This window comes from Nocardioides sp. NPDC051685, from assembly GCF_044453405.1.
GTDB lineage: Bacteria > Actinomycetota > Actinomycetes > Propionibacteriales > Nocardioidaceae > Nocardioides.
The window spans coordinates 97397-122121 of sequence record NZ_JBITCR010000009.1; the positions used below are offsets into that span (position 1 = coordinate 97397).

The following is a 24725-nucleotide window of genomic DNA, read 5'->3' on the forward strand; positions in this document are numbered from 1 at the left end:
AACCGACTCTGTATTCAGGGTCGGTTTCGACCTTTTTGGGGACCATACGGATTGGTCGCCGAGCGTTCACCTGAGGTTCGGTCGCAGGGCGTCGAGGACTTCCCGGTGTCGCTACGCTCGCGCGGTTCGCCGCCGACGGCGGCCCGTCTCGTGATCCCCCCCAGGAGCTCTGCGTTGTCCTCGTTGCGCCACCACCCGGTCCTGCGGTCCGCGGCCCGCCGCCTGCCCGACCCCCTCAAGCAGCAGATCAGGGCCGCCCTGGCCCGCCGCGAGCGACGCGGTCGCAAGCCGGTCATCGGCCTCGCCGGGTTCTTCGGCGCGGGCAACTACGGCGACGAGCTGTTCCTCTCGGTCTACGAGCAGTACTTCGGCGAGGAGTTCGAGCTGCGGGTGCTCGCCGACAACATGACCAAGCCCTACTACGACCGGCCGCTGGCCGAGATCGTGGACGAGGTGGACGCCATCCTCATCGGCGGCGGGGACATCCTGCAGCCGTGGCAGGCCGATCCGCGCTACTTCAACCACAAGATGCTGGCCAAGCCCGTCTTCGTGGTCGGCATCGGGGTGCCGATCTACCGCAACACCGAGATCAAGCCCCACATCATCGAGAGGCACAAGGCGTTCCTCGAGCACCCGAACGTGAAGTTCATCGGTGTCCGTGACCAGCCGACCGCCGACTGGATCCTCGCGAACATCTCCGCGGACCTGGACATCGAGGTCGCCCCCGACATGGTCTGCTCGCTGGACCTCCCCGAGGCGACCAAGCCCGAGGGGGCGCCGATCCTCGGCGTGGTCACCCGCTACCGCCCCAACCTCGACCAGCCCGACGACTACTCGCGTGTCGAGGAGATGGCCGGCAAGGCGATCGCGGAGGGATGGCGCGTACGTCACCTCATCCTCGGCACGATGGACGTCGGTCGCCGCGACGTGGCCAACGCCGACGACCTCGACATCCCGGGCAAGGAGGTCGTCTACACCGAGTCGCTCGACGACCTGACCCGCGCGATCGGGGAGTGCACCGCGTTCGCGAGCATGAAGTTCCACGGCTCGGTGGTGGCCACGATGTACGGCGTGCCGTCGATCGTGATGATCCCGACCAACAAGAACCGCAACTACATGTTGCGCATCGGCCTGGACGCCAACGTCTCCGCCTTCGACGCCGCCGACCTTGCCGAGCGGTTCACCGAGCGGGTCGTCCCCGACCCTGAGGCGGTCGCGGGCCTGCGTACGGCTGCGGACGCCCACCTGCGGGAGCTGCGGGCCGAGGTGAAGCGGACGCTGGGGCTCTGACTCCGCCCGTCCTCCGCCCGTCGTGGCGGCCGAGGTCCCCGGATCGCGACGCCTGGCGGGTTATCCTCTACCCGCTGGGGTTCCCCTGAGCAGCGGCGATTAGATTTGCTGGCTCACCTCAGCCACGCTGATGTGTTGCGAACTGTGTACGACCACGTGGTCCTGAGCCGGGGGAGAAGCCGATGTACCTCAAGCGTCTGACGCTGAAGGGTTTCAAGTCGTTCGCCTCTGCCACGACCCTCGAGCTCGAACCGGGGATCACCTGCATCGTCGGCCCCAACGGCTCGGGCAAGTCCAACGTGGTCGACGCGCTCGCCTGGGTCATGGGTGAGCAGGGCGCCAAGAGTCTGCGCGGCGGCAAGATGGAGGACGTCATCTTCGCCGGCACGTCCGGGCGGGCCCCGCTGGGGCGGGCCGAGGTGTCGCTGACGATCGACAACACCGACGGCGCGCTGCCGATCGAGTACGCCGAGGTCACCATCTCGCGCACGATGTTCCGCAACGGCGGCTCGGAGTACGCCATCAACGGGAGCCCGTGCCGGCTGCTCGACGTCCAGGACCTGCTCTCGGACTCCGGCATCGGCCGTGAGATGCACGTCATCGTCGGCCAGGGCCAGCTCGACACCATCCTGCGCGCCACCCCCGAGGACCGCCGCGGCTTCATCGAGGAGGCCGCCGGCGTCCTCAAGCACCGCAAGCGCAAGGAGAAGGCGCTGCGCAAGCTCGACTCCACGCAGGTCAACCTGGACCGGCTCCAGGACCTGCTTGTCGAGATCCGCCGCCAGCTCAAGCCGCTCGGCCGCCAGGCGGAGGTCGCCCGGCAGGCGCAGACGGTGCAGATGGACGTACGCGACGCGAAGTCGCGCATCTACGCCGACGACCTGGTCACCGCCAAGACCGAGCTCGACAAGGAGCTCGCCGACGAGGGCGCGCTGCTGGCCCGGCGCGCCGAGGTCGAGGAGACCATCGCGGAGGGTCGCGAGCAGGAGGCGGTGCTCGAGGCCGCGCTGCGCGAGGACCTGCCGGCGCTGGCCGCCGCGCAGGAGACCTGGTTCGCGCTGAACTCGCTGCGCGAGCGGCTGCGCGGCACCCAGTCGCTGGCCTCCGAGCGGGTGCGCAATGCGGCCGGCTCCGAGGACCTGGAGGTGCGTCAGGGGCGCGACCCCGAGGAGCTCGAGGCTCAGGCCGAGGTGGCCCGCGAGCAGGAGGAGACCGCCGACGCCGAGGTCGAGGAGCTTCGCTACTCCCTCGAGGAGGCGGTCGAGGCCCGCAAGTCGGCTGAAGATGCTGCCGCCGAGGAGGAGCGCCGGGTCAAGGGGCTCGAGCGTGCCGCCGCCGACCGGCGCGAGGGGCTGGCCCGGCTGACCGGTCAGGTCAACGCGCTCAAGTCGCGGGCCGCTGCCGCCGACGACGAGGTCGGGCGCCTGACCGCTGCTCGCGAGGAGGCGCTGGCGCGCGCCGAGCGGGCCCAGCGTGACTTCACCGCCCTGGAGACCAAGGTCGCCGGGCTGGACGCGGGGGAGGAGGGCCTCGATGCCGAGCACGAGGCCGCTGCCGCCGCGCTCGAGGACATCGAGGAGCGACTGGCCAAGCTCCAGGCCGAGGCACAGCAGGCAGACCGGGACCGGTCGACGCTGGCCGCCCGCAAGGACGCGCTGGAGATGGGGCTGAACCGCAAGGACGGCGCCGGTGCGCTGCTCGCGTCCTCGCTGCCCGGGGTGCTGGGGTCGGTCGCGTCGCTGCTCGCCGTGCGCTCCGGCTACGAGGCCGCGGTCGCCGCGGCGCTCGGGAACGCGTCGGACGCGGTCGTCGTCTCCTCTTCCGAGGAGGCCATCGGGGCGATCGAGCATCTCAAGACCGAGGACCTCGGCCGGGCCGGGCTGCTCCTGGGCGGGTCGCCCGAGGAGACCGGCGGCTGGCCCGCGCTGCCTGCCGGCGCCGAGTACGCCCTGGACGTGGTGGAGTGCCAGCCGGTGCTGCGGCCCGCGGTGGCGCGGCTGCTCGAGAAGGTCGCGGTGGTCGAGGACCTCGCCGAGGCCCAGGCGCTGGTCGCCGGCGCGCCGGAGGTCACCGCGGTGACCCGTGAGGGCGACGTGATCGGCGCCCACTTCGCGGCCGGCGGGTCCTCCAGCGTACCCAGCCTGATCGAGGTGCAGGCCGCGGTCGACGAGGCCACCGCCCAGCTCGCCGAGGCCCACGCGGTCTCCGAGCGGGCCACCTTCGAGACCTCTCGCCTGGAGGCGGAGCGGCTGGCCGCGCAGAAGCGGGTCGATGTCGCGCTGGCCAAGCTGCACGAGTCCGACGCCACTCTGGCCGCGGTCGCCGAGGAGCTCGGCCAGTTCGGCGCGCAGTCGCGCGCGGCCCGTGGTGAGGCCGAGCGGCTGCTCGCCGCGGTCGAGCAGGCTCAGGAGGCGCGCGAGAACGCCGTCGCCGGGCTCGCCGAGCTCGAGGAGCGCCTCGCGATGGCCGAGGAGGACCCCGAGGACGAGCCCGACGTCAGCGCCCGCGACGAGCTGGCCCAGGCTGCCCGCGACGCGCGACAGCGCGAGATGGACGCGCGGTTGGCGCTGCGTACCTCCGAGGAGCGCGCCCGCGCGCTCGCCGGACGTGCCGAGGGGCTGCTCCGTGCGGCCCGGCAGGAGCGGGAGCAGCGCGCCAAAGCGGCCGCCCGCCGTGAGCAGATGCGCCGCGAGGGCGAGGCCGCGCGAGCGGTCGGGACCGCGGTGGCGTACGCGCTGGACCGGCTGGAGGTCTCGGTGCAGCAGGCCGCCAAGGCGCGCACGGAGATCGAGGAGTCCCGGGCCGGGCGCGAGCAGGCGCTGCGCGAGTGCCGCTCGCTGCTGCGCAACCTCGGCAAGGAGCTCGAGGAGCTGGTCAACTCCGTCCACCGCGACGAGATGGCCCGCGCCCAGCAGCGGATGCGGATCGAGCAGCTCGAGGAGCGGATCCTCGAGGAGCTCGGCCTCGACGCCGAGGCGATCGTGAAGGACTACGGCCCCGACCAGCTGGTCCCGCAGCACCCCGACGAGGATGGCAACGAGCGCGAGCCGATCCCGTACGTCCGCGCCGAGCAGGCCAAGCGGCTCAAGATCGCCGAGAAGAACCTGCGTGCGCTGGGCAAGGTCAACCCGCTCGCCCTCGAAGAGTTCGCGGCCATGGAGGAGCGTCACAAGTTCCTCACCGAGCAGCTCGAGGACCTCAAGCAGACCCGCAAGGATCTCCTCGACATCGTCAAGGAGGTCGACAACCGCGTCGAGCAGGTCTTCACCGAGGCCTGGGAGGACGTACGCGTCGCCTTCGACCACGTCTTCGCGCGGCTGTTCCCGGGCGGTGAGGGTCGCCTGGTCCTCACCGATCCCGAGAACATGCTCACCACCGGCATCGAGGTCGAGGCCCGGCCGCCGGGCAAGAAGGTCAAGCGGCTCTCCCTGCTCTCCGGTGGCGAGCGGTCGCTGGTCGCGGTCGCCTTCCTGGTGTCCTTGTTCAAGGCGCGGCCGAGCCCGTTCTACATCCTCGACGAGGTCGAGGCCGCGCTCGACGACACCAACCTCGGCCGGCTCCTGGAGATCTACGAGGAGCTGCGCGAGAACTCCCAGCTGATGGTGATCACCCACCAGAAGCGCACCATGGAGGTCGGCGACGCGCTCTACGGGGTGACCATGCGGGGCGACGGTGTCACCACCGTCATCTCGCAGCGGCTCCGTGACGCCCAGCCTGCCTGAGAACCAAGCACCCGGTCGGCTCACCTCGGCGGGCGGCGTACCTCATCGTCGTCGAGGGCGGCGATCCGCAGGCACCGTTTCGAGGGTGTCGGCACGCGCTCGGATCCGTGGCACCGACGGCTGCCGGTGCGGGATCGCGGCGGCGACCATGAACACGGCCAAGAAGGTGTAGTAGTACACCGCGACCCACAGCCCACGTGGCGTCGTGACAGCAAGCTCCGGCCCAGCGAAGGACTCGACCGTCAGCGCCCAGATCGGGATGGCGGTCAGCGACAGGAGCCCGCAGGCGAGCCGGGCAAGGAACGGGCCGCGTCCCGACATGGCGTACCCGCCGGCCATGGCGTAGAGCGGTACGCCGATTGCGGCTCCGCCCACACCGTCCTCGAGGATCCCCAGCCATCCCAGGAGGCCCTCGCTGAACAGGACCGCCGTGAACAGGAGCGGCGACAACGCAAGCCAGCGCCAGCCCCGAGGGCCACCCAGACTGCGCAGATGCTCCGCCCAACCGAGCAGCAGGCCGATGCACAGCCCGGGCAGAAGGATGTAGCCGAAGGTTCCCGACCAGCTCACGGTCGAGTCCTCCTGCCCGATCTGGGCCATGAAGCCTCGCAGGCCGGCCGCCCAGGCCAGTCCACACAGGCCACCGACCATGACCCGCGCGACGCCACGCCTTCGCTGCCGGGCTCGTTCGGGCGATGTCACATCGGCATTCGACATCGACGCCACATCCTCTCGGTCATGTACGTGCGCTCCGCGGGTGCCGGCGCATCAGACGACGTCTCTCTTCGGTGTCACGACGACCGCGAGCGAGACCAGGACGGCGGCGTACCCCAACAGCACGAGGCCGCCCACGGCAGCGGGCAGCGCATCGTCCAGGCCGTTTGCCACGCCCTGCTGCATGACGGACCAGGTCGCCCCGCCCGGCATCCAGCGCCCCCATGCGGGAAGCGCCGGGATGACGACATGCTCGACGACGGTCATCCAGACGAGCACGCCGACGACCGCGGTGATCTGGTGTCGGATGAGTGCGCCGATCGCCACGCCGATCGCAGCCGAGGCCGCCAGCACGACGAATCCGGCCCCCAGGACCTGCCAGAACTGCGGACCGACGGCGATCTCGCCGCCTCGGGAACCGATGATGACGGCGCTCGGCGGCACCACTGCGACGAGCGTCGCGAGCACGACGACCGCACTGACGAGCGTTGCCCCCACGAGCTTCGCGAACATGATTCGCGACCGCCGCGGTTCGATCAGATAGGTCGAGGTGATCGACCCGTAGCGGAACTCCTGGGTGAAGGCCATCACGCCGAACACGGTCACCACCACCTGCGAGATCAGCAGGCCCGTGCCGAGCGTCGCAGCCAGCAGCCCCGGGTCGTCGAGCGGTACCAGAGCGTCCGGGGTGCCCCGCTTCGGAATGCTGAACGCAACCATCAGCCCCTCCACGAGGAGTGTCGCCAGCAGCAACCACCCGGTGGTCCGCGTCGTACGGAGCTTGAGCATCTCGGCGAGGACGAGCGCAGTCATGAGCGCACCTCCGTGGGCTGCGCAGCCGTGGCCGACCGCTCGATGAGGTGGAAGAAGGCCTGCTCGAGGCCGCCGGTCCCGGCCAGCGCATGCAGCACGATCCCGTGGACGGCCGCGAGCTCCCCCACCTGCTCGGGGGCGGCGTCGACCACGAGCTCCGCCTCGGCAAGGCGGTAGGCATGGCCGGCCGCGGCAAGCACGGTGCACAGCCGGTCCGGCTCCGGCGTACGGACCCGGGAACCGACGCCGGCCTCGGTGCGCAGCTCGTCCAGGCGCGCGGACCGGACGAGGCGACCACGGGCCAGCACGAGCACGTGGTCGGCGGTGAGCTCCACCTCGCTCAAAGCATGGCTGGACAGCAGCACCGTTCGGCCTTCGTCGGCGAGCTGCCGTACGTATCCGCGGAGCCATCGCACCCCCGGAGGGTCGAGGCCGTTGGTCGGCTCGTCCAGGACGACCACCGATGGGTCGCCGAGCATCGCCGCGGCCAGGCCGAGCCGTTGGCGCATCCCGAGCGAGAACTCCCCGACGCGCTTTCGCGCATCCGCGGCGAGCCCGGTCTCCTCCAGGACGCGCCCCGGCGTCTGCTGTGGCAGCCGGGCGGCGGTCGCGAGGATGCGCAGGTGGGCCAGTGCCGTGCGCCCGGGGTGGAAGCCGGACGCCTCGAGCAGGGCGCCTACCGTTCGGGTCGGGTCGCGCAGCTCGGCGTACCGCTGTCCGTCGAAAGTGGCGGTCCCGCCGGTCGGAGCGACCAGCCCGAGCAGCATCCGCAGCGTGGTGGTCTTGCCGGCTCCGTTGGGCCCGAGCAGCGCCGTCACCTGCCCGGGGAGCGCGACGGCGCTGACGTCGTCGACCGCGCGGACGCCGCCGAAGGTCTTGGTGAGCTCGTTCAGCTCGACCTTGATGTTCATCTGGCCCCCTCGTCAGGGGCGTGCACGTGGCGGCTCACCGACTGGGAGCGCGTCACCAGCACGACGCTCGTCGTGGCGATCCACGCGAGCCAGAGGAGGAACGCGATCATGCCGATGGTCGCCCAAAGATCGGCCGTGCTCGCGGCGCCGGCACCGCCGACCAACCAGAGTGCAGCGTCGACGAGCGCGCCGATTCCGAGCCATCCGGGAAGCGGGCGCGTGCGGAGGATGACGATCCCGGCAGCGGACATCGTCGTCGCGACGGTGAAGGAGCTCATCCCCAGGACCAGGAAGCAGAGCACCCAGGCGAAAGTCACCACGTCGGAGCCGAGCTGATCGCCACGAACAGCGAGCACCGTCATCAGGCTGATATGGATGCCGAGGAGGGCCACGGTGCCGATCGCGCCGGCGACGGCTACGAGCGACAGGCGGGCCGGCCCGTGCTCAGCGGCTCGCAGACGGCCGAAGAGGCTGGCGTGGAACCACAGGAAGGCGACCATCGCAAGGCCCTGGAGGTAGGCGCCGAGCTGGATCTCGGGCTGCTTGTCGGTGACGTAGCGGACGATGTCGTTCGCCGGCGCACCGATGGAGGGCAGCCCGTCGAGGGCGATCACGGCGTGGGCGAGGACGAGGACGACGAAGGTCACCCCGCTCAGCGGGGCGAGGCGGGAGATCTTCGACATGGGGGGCGCGGTGGCGATCAAGGTGGTGGTGGTCATGTGATCGACGCTAGGAGCGACGACGCCCGCCGTCGTCGGAGCTCGGACCACAATGGGTCTACGTGCCAGCACCACCATGCGCGTTGGTGCCAGCGCGATTGCAAGCGTTGTCGCGCGGCTGCGAGAATCGTACGGGTGAGGGCTCTCCGTCTCCGCCCCGTTTCGAGCGCAGCACTTGCGGTGATCACCGCGGTTGTGATCACCGCGGTCGAGATCGTCGCGGTGGTGCTCTCCTGGGGGCGCGAGCCCGCGTGGGACACGCTCGTCTACGGGGCCAATACGCTGGTGCTCGCGTCGGTCGGTGCCCTCGTCGCGGCGAGGCAGCCGCGGAACCCGATCGGCTGGCTGATCCTGGGGGCGGCGGTGGTCAGCGCCTGCTTCGCCGATCTCGCCCAAGGGTGGGCTCTGCGAGGCTGGCCCGGGGCCGACCTCGCGGAGACGTTCGCCAACACGAGCGTGACCCCCCAGGCTGCCGCGACGGTCGTCTGCTTCCTGCTGTTCCCGTCAGGCACGCTGATGTCACCCCGATGGCGAGTCGTGGGCGCAGCCGGAGTGATCGGGGCCGTGCTCGCCGTACCGACGTTCGTCCTCGCTCCCGAGGCGGGAAGCTATTTCGTCGACGGCGTGAACCCCTACGCTGCCGATGGTTCACTCTGGTGGGGGCTGTACGTCTCCGCAACCGCTGTCTTGCTCGGGTCGTTCGTGCTCTCGGTCGTCGCGCTGGGTCTCCGCTTTCGCCGCTCGGTCGGGGACGAGCGGCAGCAGATGAAGTGGTTGGCCCTCGCCGCCGGCATCGCAGCCGTCGTGATGCCCGTCGGTGCCTTGCTGTGGAACACCGTGCCGTCCGTACGGATCGCGGTCGCCGTGGCCGCGGCGTTGATGCCGGTGGCGATGGGCGCGGGCATCCTGCGTTACCGGCTCTACGACATCGACCTCGCGATCAGCGGCACCGTCGTCTACGGGACCATCACCGCGCTCCTGGCGGGAACGTATGCCCTCGTAGCTGTCACCGTCGGGGCTGTGGGCGGCCGCGGCTCGATCTGGGCCACTGCGGTCGTGACCCTGGTCGCGGGCTTCGGTGCGCGCCCGTTGCGCGACCGTCTCCAACGCGTGGTGGACCGCCGATTCAACCGATCCCAGTACGAGGCGACCGAACGTGTGAACACGTTCCTCGAGGAGCTCCGCGCAGGTCGCGCAGCGCCCGAGGGAATCGAGCAGGTGCTCCGCGATGCGGTGGGAGACCCGACGCTCGCCCTGGGTTTCCGCCTACCAGGGGCCACCGGCAACGTCGACCTCAACGGCGACGCCGTGCCTGAGCCTCCTGAGCACCTACCCATCCGGTTGTATGGCGAGGACGTCGGTATCGTCACCGTCGGCTCGGCCTCGGCCCGAGCCCTGCTGCCCGAGCTCCTCGCCACCGGCGGGCTTGCTCTCGAGATCGTCCGCCTCCGCGTCGAGCTCCGGCGTCAGCTCGACGAGGTCGCGGCTTCCCGTGCCCGCATCGCCCTCGCCGCCGACGACGAACGGCGCCGCATCGAGCGTGACCTGCACGACGGTCATCAACAGCGGCTCGTCTCGATCGGCCTCTCCTTGCGGCATGCTCAGCATGCCCTTCGTGGCACAGCCCCCGACGCTCACGCGCTCATCCAGCGCGCCGTCGACGAGATCACCCAGTCGATCGAGGAGCTGCGCGAGCTCGCACGTGGCCTCCGGCCGACTCAGCTCGATGCCGGCCTCACGCCGGCCCTGCGGGACCTGGCACGACGGGCCCCGCTGCCGGTCGAGGTGCATGGGTCCTCCGGACGATTCCCGACAGAGATAGAGGCGGCGGCCTACTTCACCGCCTGCGAAGGCGTCACCAACGCGGTGAAGCACTCCGGCGCCAGTCAGGTCACGCTCCGTACGACGTGTGACGGGACCACGTTGGTCCTCCTGGTGACCGACAACGGTGTCGGCGGAGCGGCGCCCGGCGCGGGAACCGGCCTGACAGGCATCCGAGACCGGGTGGCTGCCCATGGCGGCACGCTGGAGATCACCAGCCCACGCGGGCAGGGCACGACCTTGACGGCGGTGTTCTCATGCGCGTCCTGATCGCCGAGGACCAGGCTCTGCTTCGTGAGGGTCTGGGGATGCTCTTCGAGAACGGCGGCCATCACGTCGTCGCGCTGCTTGCCGATGCCCAGGACATCTCCGCCGTCGTCGACGCCGAGCAGCCCGACCTCGTCATCCTCGACGTACGCATGCCTCCCACGTTCACCGACGAGGGCGTCCGAGCAGCCCGAACGATCAAGACCGAGCACCCCGAGACGGCTGTTCTCGTGCTGTCCCAGCACATCGAGACCACCCACGCGGTCTCACTGGTCACGCTCGGCGGCTTCGGATACCTGCTCAAGGACAGGGTCCTCGAGGTCGAGGAGTTCCTCGCCACCGCCCAACGCGTGGCCGCCGGCGGATCCGCGCTCGACCCCGAAGTCGTCGCGAGCCTCGTGGCGCCCGCCACCGCCAGCGCAGTCTCCAGACTCACCGAGCGAGAGCGCGAGGTGCTCGAGCTCATGGCACAAGGACAGACCAACGCCGCCATCGCGGCGCGCCTGGTGATCACCGAGCGCACGGTGGAGGCCCACGTCGGACGCATCCTGACCAAGCTCGACATCACCGAGACCACCGGCCACCGCCGCGTCCTGGCAGTCCTCAGGTATCTCCATGAGGCCGAGGCCGCCGACATCTAGACCAGCGCTCCGCTCCCGTCGGGGACATCGGAACCCAGGCCGGCTGACTCCGTCGGCGTGGTGAACCCGGTCGGAGGACCGGTCTCGGCAGGCTCGACCACCAGCAGGGGTGAGTTCGATGAATCATCGATGAATCCGTGATGAAGGCATCCCGGAAAGCCTTCTGAGTGGTCAAAGTGGGGTCCTTTGCCTGCCTAGAATCCAGCGGTCACCGGCCGGGCCGGGGCACCGGCGAGGCGTTGTCTCGGCCTTCGGGGGATCGTCACGGTTACAGAACTTCAAGGACCCCCACATGCCTTCGACCCTGCTGTCGTTCCCCTACTACCGGAGCAATCCGTATCTCACGATGCTCACCGTGGCGCCGCGGGCGGCGGGCTGGGACGTGGTCGAGGGAGTGCAGGGGCTGCACCGGCTCGAGGCCCGCGCGGAGCACTTGGGGCGGGGCGACGTACTCCATGTGCACTGGACCTCGCCGGTGACCGCAGGCTGCGAGAGCGCCGAGGAGGCCTGGGCCAACGCGGCCCGGTTCGAGGACGTGCTGAGCGGGCTGCGCGACCGGGGCGCGGATGTGCTCTGGACCGTGCACAACTCGATCGCCCACGAGGCCGACTACGTCGATGTCGAGCTCACGGTCGCCAAGGCGCTGGCGAGCTACGCGACCCGGATCATCCAGCTCAACCCGGCCACCGTCGAGGAGACCGCGGCCTACTACACGCTCCCTCCCGACAAGGTCGTCGACCTGCCGCACTCGTCCTACCTCGGCGTCTATCCCGACGGCGGCGACGACGCCGCGTCGCGTGAGCGCATCGGGGTCCCGCAAGGCGTGCCCACGGTCGGCTTCATCGGCCAGATCCGGGCCTACAAGGGCCTCGATGTCCTGTGCCGGGCGGTCGAGATCGCCGCCGAGCAGGTGGCCGACCTGACCTTCGTCGTGGCCGGCAAGGTGGTGCCCGCAACCGACCTGGAGACGGTCGAGGAGATGCTCTCCGCGCCCAACGTCGTCAAGCGCCTCGGGTTCGTCGAGACCGCCGACTTCTCCGACTGGCTGCGGGCCAGCGACGTGGTCGCGCTGCCCTACCGGCGGATCCTCAACTCGGGCTCGCTGCTGGCCGCCGGCACCTTCGGCCGCACGGCGCTCATCCCCGAGGACACCCCGGTCGCGCGGCAGTTCGCCGACCAGCCGTGGGTGGTGACGTACGCGCCGGAGCCGGACGAGCCGGTGGCGCTTGCGGCGGCGATCCTGGAGGCCCTCGAAGGGCAGGAGTCGCGGCATCGGGCCGCGCACGAGTTCACGCGTGCGTACACGCCCTACGACATGTCCCGCGACTACCTGCGGCTGCTCGACGGGCTGAAGGAGCAGACCCGATGACCACGCCTGAGCTCTCCGTCGTCGTCCCGACCCACAACGTCGGCCTCTGGGTCGGCGAGCTGCTCTCCTCGATCCTGGAGGACCAGTCGTCCGAGCAGGAGCCGGTGGACCTGGAGGTCATCGTCGTCGACGACGCCTCAACCGACGACACGGTCGAGATCGCCGAGGCGTACGCCGCCCGGGACCCACGCCTGACGGTGGTCCGATCACCCGGCAAGGGCGGGGGACAGGCGCGCAACCACGGTGTCTCGCTGGCGCGGGGCCGCTTCCTCGCCTTCGCGGACGGCGACGACCTCGTGCCTCGCGGGGCGTACGCCACGATGCTGCGCAAGACCCGGGAGACCGGGTCGGACATGGTGGTCGGCCGGTTCTTCAAGCTCTTCAGCGACCGGGTCTGGTGGCCGGTGCGGCCTTGGCCCGCGTTCGAGGAGGAGCGCACCCTGGTGAGGCTGGCCGAGGCGCCGTCCGCCCTGCGCAACCGGGCCTGCTGGAACCGGCTCTTCCGGCGTGACTTCTGGGACTCCGCCCGGATCGAGTTCCCCGACGCCTCGCGCTCCAACGACATCGAGCCGATGGTGCATGCGCTGACCACGGCCCGCTTCGACATCGTCACCGAGACGGTCTACGTCTACCGCGACCGGCCCGGCCCGGGGTCGATGACGGCGAAGTCCCACTCGCCGGCGGGGATCATCAGCTATCTGGAGCAGGAGCTGCGCTGCGCCCGCCGGATCATCGCGCTCGGCGACCCGCAGGTGCGGGCGGAGTACGCCTCGCTCATCTTCGACGCCGACGGCTGGATGGCCATCGTGCGGGCGCTCCGTGGCATGTCCGTGATCGACCCGGTCGCGCTCGAGCCGGCGCGGGCACTGATCGCCGAGCTGGTCGGGCTCTTCGACGACGGCGTCATCGACGACCTCGAGCGCGACAAGCGGTGGGGCTGGCGGCTCGTCGCCGCGGGCCAGTGGGCCACCGCGGACCGGCTGATCGGCGACGATGTCCGCTGGGGCGACCGGAGGGTCGCCGACATCCTGGAGACGCTGCAGCTCGTCGCCGACAGCGGCGTGGTGCCGCTGCGTACGCTCCAGCGGCCGCTGGTCAACACCGTCGCGTCGATCTCGCTGGGCGACGAGACGCTGGTCGGGGACGACCTCGCCGACCTGGTGCTCAAGCACCGCGACCTGTTCACCGCGGTCGCTGAGGCGGTCGCGGCAGAGGACGAGGAGCCCGGCTGGCGGCTCGGCCGGATCATGGCCGCGCTCGACAGTCCCGAGCTGCTGCGCCAGGTGGTCTCGGGCGCCACCGACCCGGTGACCGCCACCTCGCTCTCGCTCGTGGACGGGCGTGCGCATCTGCACCTGGCACACACGATGGTGGGCGCCGAGCGGCTCCGCGTGGTGTTCCTCCACGACCGCCGACGCCGGGCCCTGGACTACACCGCTGCCGAGCTCGCCTCCGGCCGGCTCGAGGTGGCGTTGCCGACCGCGGCCCTCTCGGGCGGTCGCTGGCGGGTCCGGTTCGAGGGCCGCGACGCGCTGAGTGACTTCGACGGGCCGGTGGTCATCCACGAGGCCGTCATCGGCGAGCGGTTCGGCGAGCGGGCCCAGATCGTCCAGCTCGACGGCCGGCCGCGGCACGGGATCGAGGTCCCGCTGACCTTCGGTGAACGGGGCGTCCGCAAGGCCCGCCGGGTGGCGGGCAGGATCGTCCGCCGGGTGCGCCGGTGACCGCTACCGCCGTCGCACCTGCCACGGCCGACCACGCCACGCCGGTGCGGGACAAGCGGCTGGAGATCCAGGCGCTGCGTACGGCGGCGGTGCTCGGTGTCGTGCTCTTCCACCTGTGGCCGGGGGCGATCCGCGGCGGGTACGCCGGCGTCGACGTCTTCTTCGTCATCTCGGGCTTCCTGATCACCTCCCACCTGGTGCGGGAGGCCGCCAAGCCCGGCGGGGTGCGGCTGGGTGCCTTCTGGGCCCGCCGGATCCGGCGGCTGCTCCCTGCGGCGCTGCTGGTCCTGGTGTGCGGCGCCGGCGCGACGTACGTCCTGGTGCCGGAGGCCCTGTGGCCGCAGTTCCTGCGGGAGACGGTCGCGGCCGCGTTCTACGTGGAGAACTGGCAGCTGTCCTGGGCGGCGGTCGACTACCTGGCCGCCGAGGACCCACCTTCGCCCGCCCAGCACTACTGGTCGCTCTCGGTGGAGGAGCAGTTCTACGTCCTGTGGCCGCTGCTGATCCTCGCGGCCGCGTTCCTCACCCGGCGCCGGCCCGAGCGGCGGCTCCCGGCGATCCGGGCGGTCATCGCGGCGGTCCTCGTGGCCAGCTTCGCGGCGTCGGTCGTGATCACCGCGACCGACGGCGCCGCGGCGTACTTCGTCACCCATACCCGCGCGTGGGAGTTCGCCGTCGGCGGCCTCGTGGCCGTGCTGCCGGCCGCCTCGAGCCGAGCGCCGGCGCGGTGGGCGTCGCCTGTCGCCGTCGTCGGCTGGGCCGGCCTCCTCGGAGCGCTGATCCTCTTCCGCGAGTCGCTGCCCTTCCCGGGCTGGGTGGCGCTGCTGCCGGTCGCCGGCACCGCGCTGGTCATCTGGGCGGGCGCGGTGCGTGGCGCGGGTGCTGCCATCGTCGGCAACCCGGTCGTGCAGTGGATCGGGACGGTCTCCTACTCGCTCTACCTGTGGCACTGGCCGCTCGTCGTCGTGGTCCCATCGACCGGGCCGGTGCTCGGCAGCTGGCTGCGTGAGCCGTTGATCCTGCTCGTCACGATCGGGCTCTCGGCGCTCTCCTACCGGTTCGTGGAGACGCCGTTCCGCACCGGGCGGATCCTGGGGACCTCGCCGCGGGCCTACCTCTTCGCGGCTCTGGGGATGGCGCTGGTCGCCGCGGTCGCCGTGCCCGGGATCGTGCACGGGCGTCACCTGGTCGAGCAGAGCCGGGAGCAGGCGAACGCGCTGGCGTCGGGCGACGTCGAGTGCTTCGGGGCGTCGGCGCTGCTGGAGTCCTGCGACAACCCCGAGCTCGACGGCGTCCTGCTCCCCGCGTCGATCGCCCGCAAGGACGACACCGGCAACGCCTACGACTGCTACCTCACCGAGCGCCGAACCTACGCCGCCGACGCCCGTCCCAAGGTCTGCCATCTCGGCTCGACCGCGCCCGACGCGCTCCGAGTCGCGCTGGTCGGCGACTCCCACGCCGCCTCGCTGGTCCCCGGGCTGTCCCGGGTCGCGAAGCGCTCGGGATGGTCGGTCGACGTCATGGTCGCCAACGGCGGCGGCCTGCTCGCGCCCGAGGCCGGTGACGAGCGCCGTGCCTACCGGGAGGCGCTGCTGTCCCGGCTGACCGGCGGGGAGGCGTACGACGTCGTGCTGGTCACCCAGCGGCGCAGCCCGTCCCTGGCGGCGGGGGAGCGTGACCCGGTGGTCGACCGGCTCGTCGAGGCCTGGCGGCCGGTGATGAGGCGGGGGACGAAGGTCGTCGCGCTCGCCGACAACCCGATGCTCACGTCCTCGGCCCTGGGGTGCCTCGACGGTGCGGAGTCGCTTGCGGAGGCGTCGGCGTGCGAGATGCCCCGCGAGGAGGCGTACGCCACCTCCGACCCGCTCCCCGAAGCCGTCCGTCGCGCCGGCGCCGGTGCCTCGCTGGTCGACCTCTCGGCCGCCTACTGCACGGACGACCGGTGCCCGCTGGTGGTCGGCCACGTGCTGGCCTACCGCGACCAGACCCACATCACCGCGACGTTCTCCAAGACGCTGGCGCCCTACCTGGTCAGGTCCGTCGAGGAGGCCCTCTCCTAAGATCGGCCGCGATGAGCACTCCTGACCGCAAGGCCCCGACCCGCGCCGACTACGTGCACTGGCGCACGATCACCACCCGCTGGCGCGACGACGACGCCTACGGTCACCTCAACAACGCGACCTACTACGAGTACTTCGACACCGCGGTCAACGCCTACCTGTTCGAGACGACCGGTGTGAACGTGCGGAAGCTGCCGAAGATCGGGATCGTCGCCGAGACGTCGTGCCGCTACCTGCGCGAGATCGGATTCCCCGAGCCGGTCGAGGCCGGGCTGGTCGTCGACAAGGTCGGGAGCTCGTCGGTCATCTACCGGATCGGGCTCTTCCAGGGGCCGGGCGACGAAGCCGCCGCCGAGGGCCGGTTCGTGCACGTCTACGTCGACAACACCGACCCGTCGCGTCCGGTCACGCCGATGCCCGACGAGATCCGGGAGGCGGTCCTGCCGCTGTGGCGGCAGAATTGACCTTGACAGTTCGGTGAACGTGCGTGGCGCCGTTCACCGCCACTCGGCACTGTGACAGTCTGACCCACTGCCGAAGCACGATCTGGAGCGTCTTGGGGGACCTTTAGTGGACGAAGAGTTGAAGCGCATCGCACGTGGCGGCCTGCGCAGAGGGCGAGACCTGGCTCGCAAGGTCTACAACGACTCGCCCCTCTACAGCCGGGCCGACGACGTGCGGCTGCTCGTCGACTGCCCGCTGTTCGACCACGAGTGGTACGCCGAGCAGGTCGGTCAGCGCCTCGACCGCAAACGCGCCGCCCGGCACTATCTCGAGCAGGACCGGAGCAAGCCGCTGGCCCAGCCCAGCCCGCTCTTCGATCCCGAGTTCTTCCTCGCGAAGCTCACCCCGCGGCTGCGCAAGCAGATGGGCGACCAGGACCCGTTCCTCTACTGGCTGCGCGCCGAGCTGTGGCTGCAGCCGACCCACCCGCTCTTCGACACCGACGGCTACACCGAGCGACGCAAGACCGAGAACTTCTACGGCGGTGCGATCGGGCACTACGTCGACCGCGGCGCCCGCAACGGACGCCGCGCCAACGACTGGATGGAGCAGGTCGACGGGAAGTTCCCCGACCTGCGCGACTGGATCCGCGCCCGGCGCGCGGAGTGGCAGGCCCGGCAGGGCGGCCCGCAGACCTGGCGAGCGACGATCGAGCCCGTTCGCGGCGTTCCGGCCGGTCGTGAACCCATCGGCACCGTCAGCGTCGTCGTCGACCTCGGTGCCTCCGACGAGCTCGCCCGGGCGACGCTGGACAGCGTCGCCGCGCAGACCGGCGTGCGCACCGAGATCGTCGTCGTCGACCGCGGCCTGACCCCGTCGGTCACCGAGTCGATCGCCGACGTCGTCCCCGGCGGGCTGGTCGTGATCGGCGACCCGGACCGTGTCGAGCCCGGCGTGGCCGCGGCGTTCGCGCAGGTCAGCGGCGACTTCGTTGCGTACGTCGCCGGGGGAGAGGTCTGGCGGCCCGGTCGTCTCGCACGGCTGGTCTCGGTGGCCGAGGCGGGCGGGCGTCCGCTGGTCGCGGACGTGCTGGAGCGGCCGTGGCAGCCCGAGCAGCGATTCGCCGTCGACGTACCTCCTGCCTCGCCGGGGCCGGACGTCCCGGGTCCGCTGATGCGGGCGCTGATCTCGCGGCTCCTGATCGCCAGGCCGCTGCTGCAGGAGGTCGGCGGGCCGCGCGACGACATCGGCGTCGGCTGGGCCTACGACCTCGCGCTGCGGCTGACCTCGAAGGCGGAGGTCGTGGTCGTGCCCGAGGTCGGCGTCGAGCGGCGCCAGGGCATCAACCCGCGCCGCCCGCGCCAGGACCGGCTCCCGCTCGACCCCAACGACCTGGAGTCGTGGGAGGACGTCGTACGCAACCGGGCGTTCGTCGACTGGGCCGCGCTCGCCGCGCACACCCCTGACCCGGACGTCGTCTCGGTGGTCATCCCGACCTACGACGATTCCCTGCTGACCGTGGGCGCCGTCGAGGCCGTGATGGAGCACGGTGCGGGATCGAAGCGGCTCGAGATCGTGGTCTGGGACAACGGCTCCTCGGCGGGTGTCTCGGCGGTGCTCGACTCGCTGCCGCTGCGGTTCCCCGAGGTGAAGGTGGTGCACAGCACCGTCAACCACAACTTCGCGCTCGGCAACAACCTCGCCGTCCCGTACGTCACCGGGGGAACCGTCGTCTTCCTCAACAACGACACCACGGCGCTGGCGGGCTGGCTGGAGCCGCTGGTCGAGGCACTCGAGGATCCCGAGGTGCTCGCGGTGCAGCCGCTGCTGCTCTACCCGAGCGGGTCGGTGCAGTCGGCCGGGGTCGTCTTCCCGCCCTACGGCGGGCTGCCCTACAACATGCTCGCCGAGTACCCGCCCGAGGACGCCGCCGGCCTCGAGGGCCACCGGTTCTCGGCGCTGACCGGTGCGGCGCTGGTGATGCGCTACCGCGACGTCGTCACATGTGAGGGCTTCGACCCGATCTTCACCAATGGCATGGAGGACGTCGACCTGTGCCACCGGCTCGCGGAGCTGCGGCCGGGTTCCTTCCGGGTCGTTACCTCCTCGCAGGTCGTCCACCACGAGTCGAAGTCGAAGGGCCGCTTCGCGCGCGCCCCGCGCAACCGGCTGATCTATCTCGACCGCTGGGTCGGGCGCACCGAGCCTCGCGACGACGTGGCCGCGTGGGCGGCCTGTGGTTACCAGGTCGTCGGCCGCGCGACGGCCGGCGAGCCGACCGGTCCCGCGAAGACGTACGCCGCAACCCGGCCGATCCTCGCGCCGCTGCCGCGCGCCTCCGTGATCGAGGGGGTCCCGCAGCTGCGTTGGTCGATCAAGATCTCCGCCCCCGGGGCGCCGGAGGGCGAGCGGTGGGGCGACACCCACTTCGCCCGGGCGCTGGCGCGCTCGCTTGGCAGGCTCGGCCAGTCGGCGGTCGTCGACCACCACTACGAGTGGGAGCGGCCGAGCTCGCTCGACGACGACGTCGTGGTCACCCTGCGCGGCCTCTCGCGCTACTTCCCCGCGCCCGACGGCCGGATCAACATCGGCTGGGTGATCTCCCACCCCGACACCGTCACCCGCGCCGAGGCGGCCGGCTTCGACCGGCTGCTGGCGGCCGGGCCGGCTTGGGCCGAGCGGATGTCGGCACGCTGGGGGATCCGCATCGACCCGCTCCTGCAGGCCACCGACCCCGAGCTGTTCAACCCCGACCGCGCGCTGCCCGACTCCGGTCACCCGGTCCTCTTCGTCGGCACCTCGCGCGACGTCGAGCGCCCGATCATCCACGACGCCGTCGCGGCTGGGCTGCCGCTCTCGGTCTACGGCCACGGCTGGGAGCCCTACATCCCGCGCCACTACGTCAAGGCCCAGCACATGTCGAACACCCGGCTCGGCGCCGAATACCGGGCCGCCGGGGTCGTGCTCAACGACCACTGGGCCGACATGCGCGACTACGGCTTCATCTCGAACCGGCTCTTCGACGCCGTCGCCTCCGGTGCCCGGGTCATCTCCGACGACGTCGTCGGCCTCCGTGACGTCTTCGGCGACACCGTGCAGGTCTACCAGACCCCGGACGACCTGGTGAAGTGGTCCTCGATGCCCGACCCCTCGGTCGTCTTCGGCACCGACGAGCACATCCGCGCCGAGGCCGCCCGCATCCACCGCGACCACGGCTTCGACGCCCGCGCCCGCACCCTCCTCGACATCGCCCTCGAGGAGCGCGCCAAGCGATAGCCGAGACGACCGGAGCGAGGTCGAGCGGCGAGCTTGCCGTCCGCTCGCGCCGAGCGAGGGAGTAGGTAGTTTGGGACACTTCGGTCCTTCTACTGGGCGGTAACGGACGAGAACGTCCCGAACTATCTGGTGGGTTCGGCTGGCCGTAAGGTGTCTGACGGCGACGACGGCACACGGACAAGGGGAGACGGCTTGAGCAGCGACCGGCGCAGGCTCGAGCGGTTGATGCAGGAGTCCGTTCGGGTCTCGCCGGCGCCGTGGAGTCACTCGCCCGCGTGGCGCGCGAGCGTGACGCTGCTCGTCGGACTCGTGACACTGGCCGTGACCGGACACATCGAGCTGGCCGCGTACGCCTGCTTCGGCACCTTCGCCTCGATCTACGGCGGCCGTCAGCCGCTGCGCGGCCGGTGGCGGACCCAGACCGCGGCCGGGGCGCTGATGTGTGCCGCGGTCCTGTGCGGTGCGCTCGTCGCGACCTCCTCGCACCGGGCCTGGCTCGTCATCCCCGTCGCCGCGGTGTGGGCCGCGGTCGGGTCGGTTCTGTCGGACCGGTACGTGCTGCGGCCGCCGGGCCCGATGTTCCCGGTCTTCGCGGTGGCGACGTGCGCGGCGCTTCCGGTGACCTTCTCCGGGGTCGGGGTGGCGGTCGGGGTGGCAGCTGCCGCGGCGCTGATCGCGGTGGTTCTCGGCCTGCTCGAGGAGCGCCTGGTCGGGACCGGAGCGACGGTCGAGGCGAACCGCGGTGAGGTCCGGATCGACCACGCCACGGCGGTCGTCGCCGCGGTCGTGGTCGCCGGCACCGTCTCGACCGCGCTCGGGCTGAGCCACACCTACTGGGCGATGGTGGCCGCGGCGGTGCCGTTCGGCGTCAGCGGCCTGCTCGCCCAGACGACCCGCGGGCTGCAACGCGTGGTCGGCACCATCGTCGGCCTGCTCCTGGCGGCTGCGCTGCTCTCGGTCTCCCTCCCCGCCCTCGTCCTCGCGATGGTCGTCGCCGCGCTTCAAGCCGTCACCGAGCTGCTCGTCGGGCGTCACTACGGCCTCGCGCTCGTCTCGATCACCCCGCTGTCGCTGCTGATGGTGCAGCTCGGCCATCCGCAACCGGTCGACGCGCTGCTGTGGTCGCGCTTCGCCGAGACTCTCCTCGGGGTGGTCGTGGGGCTCGCTGCCGCCTTCGCCCTCCGTGAGTTCCGGCGGCTATCGCCTGCGGGGGTGGAGTAGAGGATTACGCGCCGAGTCGGCGCAACCGCGCGCCTCGCTCGCTTCGCTTCGCTCCAAGGCGCGCAGTTGCGCCGACTCGGCTACACACTGCGCGCAGTTGTGCCGACTCGGCTACACACCTACTTCTCGAAGACTGCTTGGTCGAGCACGCGCCGCTCGTCGTCGGCGAGGACGAGGAGGTCCTCGCGGGGGAGGCCGGTGCCTTCGCCGGTGGGGGAGAGGTTGATGAAGAACTCGTGCTTGACGGTGTCGTGGAAGGAGGTCTCGCGCATCGAGATGAAGTCGAGGTCGGCGAGGTCCTGGAGCAGCAGGCGGAGGTGGTTAGGGGTGCAGACCCAGTTGTGGGTGTCGATGTAGCGCTCCCCGCGCCGAGCCTCCGCACCACTCGCCTTCACCGCATCCAGGCCGTTGGCGAAGGTGTAGTCGCCCTTGTGGCGCGGGCCCCAGGCGGTGATGCCGCCGTGCTTGGCGGCGTTGAGCCGCTCCTCGATGACCGCCCCCATGGTGTGCACCGACGAGGGGTAGAGCGAGGCGTCGATGACGCGCGACAGCGAGGCGCGCTCGCGGAAGCGGTCGAAGCAGTAGCGGTGGTCGGGGATGACCAGCGCCAGCACCCCGTCGGGGTTGAGCAGCTTCTCGCACTCGTTGAGGAAGTCGATCATCGAGGTGGTGTGCTCGATGACGTGGGAGGCGACGACGAGGTCGAACCGCTCCGGAATCACCTCTGACCAGGGAGTTCCCGGCCGGAAGACGTAGTCGACCTCCTCGATGTCATCGGGGTTGTACTGCGAGAAACCCGAATACCGCTGGACCAGACCCTCGCGGTCGAGATAGTCGACGATGCGTACGTCGTAGCCGTCCCGCTTGGGCAGGATCGCGTTGTGGGCGGGGCCGATCTCCAGGATCAGGGCGTCGGGCTTGACCCCGGCGAGCACCTGCTCGCGGCGCAGCTCCAGCCGGTCCAGTCCCGGGATCGCCGGCACCGCGGTGGTCCGGTTGCGGTCGCCCTGCAGCCCCTCCACCTTCGTACGCAGCTTCTGGTTGCGCTGCTTGAGCTCGTCGATCCGGTCGTGCAGGCGCGCGGCCTCGGCATCGGCGGCACGGACGGTCTGCAGACCCGCTGCGGCGAGGCCGCGGCGTACGGCGCCCCTGAAGGTGGGCAAGACAGGTCCTCCTGGTGATGAGAGTTCAGCGTGTGCGGGGTGGGATGTAGGGCTCGGCGGCCAGCGCGGCGCGGCCGCGCTCGGCGCCCAGCGCGTGCTCGTCGTCGGGCACGGCCTTGTCGGTCTCGGGATCGAGCACGTCACCGAGGAGGTCGGGCAGCAGTGCCCGCCCGTGCACGATCCGCAGGTGGTTGGTCAGCCAGTCGTCGAACACGTAGTCGCCGGAGAAGGCACCGGCGGCGAGCTCGGCGCGCGTCGGCGCGCGCGCCAGATACGCGTCCTGCAGCGTCCCGGCCAGGTAACGCTGATAGTCCCGCATCCCGTGGTGGCGCGGGCTCGGCCTCAGGTCGGGGTTGGCCTCGTAGCCTTTGCCTGCGTTGACGACCTTGCGCTCCAGCTGCGCCCAGGAGCGCCAGGGCAGGTGGAGCACCTCCATGGCGACCTCGTCGGCGGGCTGGCCGTTGCTGCTCAGCGAGACGAAGTGGTTGCCCTGGACGACCTTGATGTCCGACTCCCCGCGGTGGATCGCGTTCGGCGTGGGGTGGGCGTGCAGCCCGACCGCCTCGAGCCGCTCGTCGGGGCGCCGGTCGCGCCACTGGAGCCGGGTGATGCCGCCGCCCTTCCAGGCGGGCGGGCCGACGAGGTTCTCGACCTCGACGGTGAAGGCGTTCAGCGACAGAGGAGTGGCCTCGAGCGCCTGGCGTACGGTCAGGCCCTTGTCCTTGGGCATCAGGAACTCGTCGGCGTCGAGGTTGAGCACCCAGTCGGCGCGGAAGTGGGTGCGCGCCCGCCGGGCCATCTCGGTGACGACCTTGCCCTGCTGCTTCTCGTGGACGGGGTCGTGATGGAGCTCGACCCGCCCCGTCGCGGCGTAGCGCTCGAGCACCTCGGTGGTGCCGTCGACCGATGCGTTGTCCGTGACGATCAACGTGTCGACACCCTGGTCCAGGTGGTGCTCGATCATCGCGGCGACGATGTCGACCTCGTCCCGGACCATCATTGTCCCGATGATCCTCATGCGGTGAAACACTACCGGCCCGGTGTACGTTGTCGAGATCCCGCGCCGTACCACGGACGCCCCCGCCCGCGGCGCGCGTGCCGTTGTGGGCTCCGAGCGCGGGGTGTGCAAGGGTGGACGCCGTGCTGACCATCCTTGTCATCTTCGTGGCGATGCTTCTCATCGTCGCGCTTGCCGGACTCGTGATCGTCTACACGGTCTTCCCCCACCGCGGACAGAAGATGCCGTACGCCACCAAGCTCGGTGAGGCGATGGAGCGGGCTGTCGACACGGCCCCCACGCTCAGTCCGGCCACCCGCCTGCAGACCCGCCGCGAGGACCATCTGGCCGAGCTGTTCGGTGAGCGCAAGCCAGGAACTACGGAAAAGAACGCCTAGTTTGATTGGATGAGGTCCATGGAAATGGTCACCCTCATCGTCATCATCGCGATCGCCGCTGTCGCGATCATCGGCGGCGGCATCGTCGGTCTGGTCACCAGCACCCGGCGCCGCAAGGACCGTTCGCTGCCGTCGCAGGCGCAGACCGATGTCATCACCCGCCCCGAGGCACCGGCGACCGGGGAGCCGGCGGTCGAGGAGGCCGAGCCCGAGACGGCGGGGCCCGCCACTCCCGTCATCGAGAAGCCGGAGAGCACGGCCTCGCGCCTGGTGCGGCTGCGCCAGCGGCTCGCCGGCTCGAACGCGCTGGGCCGGGGCCTGCTCAACCTGCTCTCGACCGACCAGCTCGACGAGGACACCTGGGAGTCCATCGAGGATCTGTTGCTCACCGCCGACATCGGCGTCACTCCGACCCAGGAGCTGGTCGAGGGCCTGCGCACGCGGCTGCGCGTCGAGGGCGGCAAGGTCGACCCGAAGGCGGCGCTGCGCGACGAGCTGATCAAGCTGGTCGACCCCGGCATGGACCGCCGGCTCCAGGTCAGCGGCGCCGACGGCGCCCCCGGTGTGGTGCTGATGGTCGGCGTCAACGGCACCGGCAAGACCACCACGACCGGCAAGCTCGCCCGCATCCTGGTCTCCGAGGACCGCAAGGTCGTCCTCGGTGCCGCCGACACCTTCCGTGCCGCGGCCGCCGAGCAGCTCACCACCTGGGGCGAGCGCGTCGGCGTCGAGGTCGTCCGCGGCCCGGAGGGCACCGACCCGGCCAGCGTCGCCTTCGACTCGGTCAAGGAGGGCCTCGACACCGGCGTCGACACCGTCATCGTCGACACCGCCGGCCGGCTGCAGAACAAGGCCGGCCTGATGGACGAGCTCGGCAAGGTCAAGCGCGTCATCGAGAAGCAGACCCCGGTCACCGAGGTGCTGCTCGTCCTCGACGCCACCACCGGCCAGAACGGCCTCATCCAGGCCCGGGTCTTCAGCGAGGCCGTCGCCGTCAGCGGCATCGTCCTCACCAAGCTCGACGGCTCCGCCAAGGGCGGCATCGTCGTCGCCGTCCAGCGCGAGCTCGGCGTTCCGGTCAAGCTCGTCGGCCTCGGCGAGGGGCCCGACGACCTGGCCCCGTTCACCCCCGAAGCCTTCGTCGACGCGCTTCTGGGCTAGTAACGACTCCCGCA

General features: G+C 70.9%; 18 protein-coding genes. 12 read left to right on the plus strand and 6 right to left on the minus strand.

The window, feature by feature from the left end; translation table 11 throughout:
- Positions 1-174: 174 nt before the first annotated feature.
- Complete coding sequence (locus ACIA03_RS22955; RefSeq protein WP_396986824.1) at positions 175-1290, plus strand: polysaccharide pyruvyl transferase family protein; 1116 nt, start codon at positions 175-177, stop codon at positions 1288-1290.
- Between the two features lie 182 nt (positions 1291-1472).
- Positions 1473-5012 carry a chromosome segregation protein SMC gene (gene smc / locus ACIA03_RS22960; RefSeq protein WP_396986826.1) on the plus strand — a complete coding sequence of 1180 codons (3540 nt, stop codon included), beginning with the start codon at positions 1473-1475 and terminating at the stop codon, positions 5010-5012.
- Between the two features lie 42 nt (positions 5013-5054).
- Here smc and ACIA03_RS22965 read toward each other — a convergent pair whose 3' ends face one another.
- Genes ACIA03_RS22965 through ACIA03_RS22980 form a run of 4 tightly spaced genes read right to left on the minus strand, consistent with a single transcriptional unit; the run spans position 5055 to position 8169 of the window.
- Positions 5055-5729, minus strand: a complete 675-nt coding sequence (locus ACIA03_RS22965; protein ID WP_396986828.1) for a hypothetical protein — start codon at positions 5727-5729, stop codon at positions 5055-5057.
- A gap of 51 nt (positions 5730-5780) precedes the next feature.
- Positions 5781-6539: an ABC transporter permease gene (locus ACIA03_RS22970; protein WP_396986830.1), complete on the minus strand. Its 759-nt coding sequence runs from the start codon at positions 6537-6539 to the stop codon at positions 5781-5783.
- Positions 6536-7450 (minus strand): ATP-binding cassette domain-containing protein, encoded by a 915-nt coding sequence (locus ACIA03_RS22975; protein WP_396986832.1) that lies wholly within the window; start codon positions 7448-7450, stop codon positions 6536-6538. Before ACIA03_RS22975 ends, ACIA03_RS22970 begins: the two co-directional genes overlap by 4 nt.
- Positions 7447-8169, minus strand: coding sequence for a hypothetical protein (locus ACIA03_RS22980; protein ID WP_396986834.1), 723 nt, complete (start codon positions 8167-8169; stop codon positions 7447-7449). Before ACIA03_RS22980 ends, ACIA03_RS22975 begins: the two co-directional genes overlap by 4 nt.
- A 135-nt stretch (positions 8170-8304) precedes the next feature.
- On the opposite strand from ACIA03_RS22980, the gene ACIA03_RS22985 reads away from it, so the two are divergent.
- From ACIA03_RS22985 to ACIA03_RS23020, 8 genes are all read left to right on the plus strand, one after another.
- Positions 8305-10260, plus strand: coding sequence for a sensor histidine kinase (locus ACIA03_RS22985; RefSeq protein ID WP_396986836.1), 1956 nt, complete (start codon positions 8305-8307; stop codon positions 10258-10260).
- On the plus strand, positions 10248-10898 hold the full coding sequence (locus ACIA03_RS22990; RefSeq protein WP_396986838.1) for a response regulator transcription factor: 651 nt from the start codon (positions 10248-10250) through the stop codon (positions 10896-10898). The genes ACIA03_RS22985 and ACIA03_RS22990 overlap by 13 nt, the downstream gene beginning before the upstream one ends.
- Positions 10899-11190: 292 nt before the next feature.
- On the plus strand, positions 11191-12267 hold the full coding sequence (locus ACIA03_RS22995) for a glycosyltransferase (RefSeq protein ID WP_396986840.1): 1077 nt from the start codon (positions 11191-11193) through the stop codon (positions 12265-12267).
- Positions 12264-13991 carry a glycosyltransferase family 2 protein gene (locus tag ACIA03_RS23000; protein WP_396986842.1) on the plus strand — a complete coding sequence of 576 codons (1728 nt, stop codon included), beginning with the start codon at positions 12264-12266 and terminating at the stop codon, positions 13989-13991. The genes ACIA03_RS22995 and ACIA03_RS23000 overlap by 4 nt, the downstream gene beginning before the upstream one ends.
- The gene (locus tag ACIA03_RS23005; RefSeq protein WP_396986844.1) at positions 13988-16051 is read left to right on the plus strand and encodes an acyltransferase family protein; all 2064 of its coding nucleotides are present in this window, start codon (positions 13988-13990) and stop codon (positions 16049-16051) included. Before ACIA03_RS23000 ends, ACIA03_RS23005 begins: the two co-directional genes overlap by 4 nt.
- Positions 16052-16062: 11 nt before the next feature.
- Complete coding sequence (locus ACIA03_RS23010) at positions 16063-16515, plus strand: acyl-CoA thioesterase (RefSeq protein WP_396986846.1); 453 nt, start codon at positions 16063-16065, stop codon at positions 16513-16515.
- A gap of 118 nt (positions 16516-16633) precedes the next feature.
- Positions 16634-19771 (plus strand): glycosyltransferase, encoded by a 3138-nt coding sequence (locus ACIA03_RS23015; protein ID WP_396986848.1) that lies wholly within the window; start codon positions 16634-16636, stop codon positions 19769-19771.
- A gap of 192 nt (positions 19772-19963) precedes the next feature.
- The gene (locus ACIA03_RS23020; RefSeq protein WP_396986850.1) at positions 19964-20992 is read left to right on the plus strand and encodes an FUSC family protein; all 1029 of its coding nucleotides are present in this window, start codon (positions 19964-19966) and stop codon (positions 20990-20992) included.
- A gap of 119 nt (positions 20993-21111) precedes the next feature.
- Here the strand turns inward: ACIA03_RS23020 and ACIA03_RS23025 are convergent, their stop codons facing one another.
- The gene (locus ACIA03_RS23025; protein ID WP_396986852.1) at positions 21112-22155 is read right to left on the minus strand and encodes a methyltransferase domain-containing protein; all 1044 of its coding nucleotides are present in this window, start codon (positions 22153-22155) and stop codon (positions 21112-21114) included.
- A gap of 25 nt (positions 22156-22180) precedes the next feature.
- A complete protein-coding gene (locus ACIA03_RS23030; protein ID WP_396986854.1) occupies positions 22181-23173 on the minus strand; it encodes a glycosyltransferase family 2 protein in 993 nt (330 codons plus the stop codon).
- Positions 23174-23295: 122 nt separating this feature from the next.
- On the opposite strand from ACIA03_RS23030, the gene ACIA03_RS23035 reads away from it, so the two are divergent.
- Positions 23296-23550: a hypothetical protein gene (locus ACIA03_RS23035; protein ID WP_141792631.1), complete on the plus strand. Its 255-nt coding sequence runs from the start codon at positions 23296-23298 to the stop codon at positions 23548-23550.
- Positions 23551-23559: 9 nt separating this feature from the next.
- Positions 23560-24711, plus strand: coding sequence for a signal recognition particle-docking protein FtsY (ftsY, locus tag ACIA03_RS23040; RefSeq protein WP_396986857.1), 1152 nt, complete (start codon positions 23560-23562; stop codon positions 24709-24711).
- Positions 24712-24725: the final 14 nt, after the last annotated feature.

Bases quoted from the DNA above. Each gene is read 5' to 3' on its own strand.
- smc (WP_396986826.1), top strand. From the start codon at position 1,473: ATGTACCTCAAGCGTCTGACGCTGAAGGGTTTCAAGTCGTTCGCCTCT.
- ACIA03_RS22965 (WP_396986828.1), bottom strand. From the start codon at position 5,729: ATGTCGAATGCCGATGTGACATCGCCCGAACGAGCCCGGCAGCGAAGG.
- ACIA03_RS22970 (WP_396986830.1), bottom strand. From the start codon at position 6,539: ATGACTGCGCTCGTCCTCGCCGAGATGCTCAAGCTCCGTACGACGCGG.
- ACIA03_RS22975 (WP_396986832.1), bottom strand. From the start codon at position 7,450: ATGAACATCAAGGTCGAGCTGAACGAGCTCACCAAGACCTTCGGCGGC.
- ACIA03_RS22980 (WP_396986834.1), bottom strand. From the start codon at position 8,169: ATGACCACCACCACCTTGATCGCCACCGCGCCCCCCATGTCGAAGATC.
- ACIA03_RS22990 (WP_396986838.1), top strand. From the start codon at position 10,248: ATGCGCGTCCTGATCGCCGAGGACCAGGCTCTGCTTCGTGAGGGTCTG.
- ACIA03_RS22995 (WP_396986840.1), top strand. From the start codon at position 11,191: ATGCCTTCGACCCTGCTGTCGTTCCCCTACTACCGGAGCAATCCGTAT.
- ACIA03_RS23000 (WP_396986842.1), top strand. From the start codon at position 12,264: ATGACCACGCCTGAGCTCTCCGTCGTCGTCCCGACCCACAACGTCGGC.
- ACIA03_RS23010 (WP_396986846.1), top strand. From the start codon at position 16,063: ATGAGCACTCCTGACCGCAAGGCCCCGACCCGCGCCGACTACGTGCAC.
- ACIA03_RS23030 (WP_396986854.1), bottom strand. From the start codon at position 23,173: ATGAGGATCATCGGGACAATGATGGTCCGGGACGAGGTCGACATCGTC.
- ftsY (WP_396986857.1), top strand. From the start codon at position 23,560: ATGAGGTCCATGGAAATGGTCACCCTCATCGTCATCATCGCGATCGCC.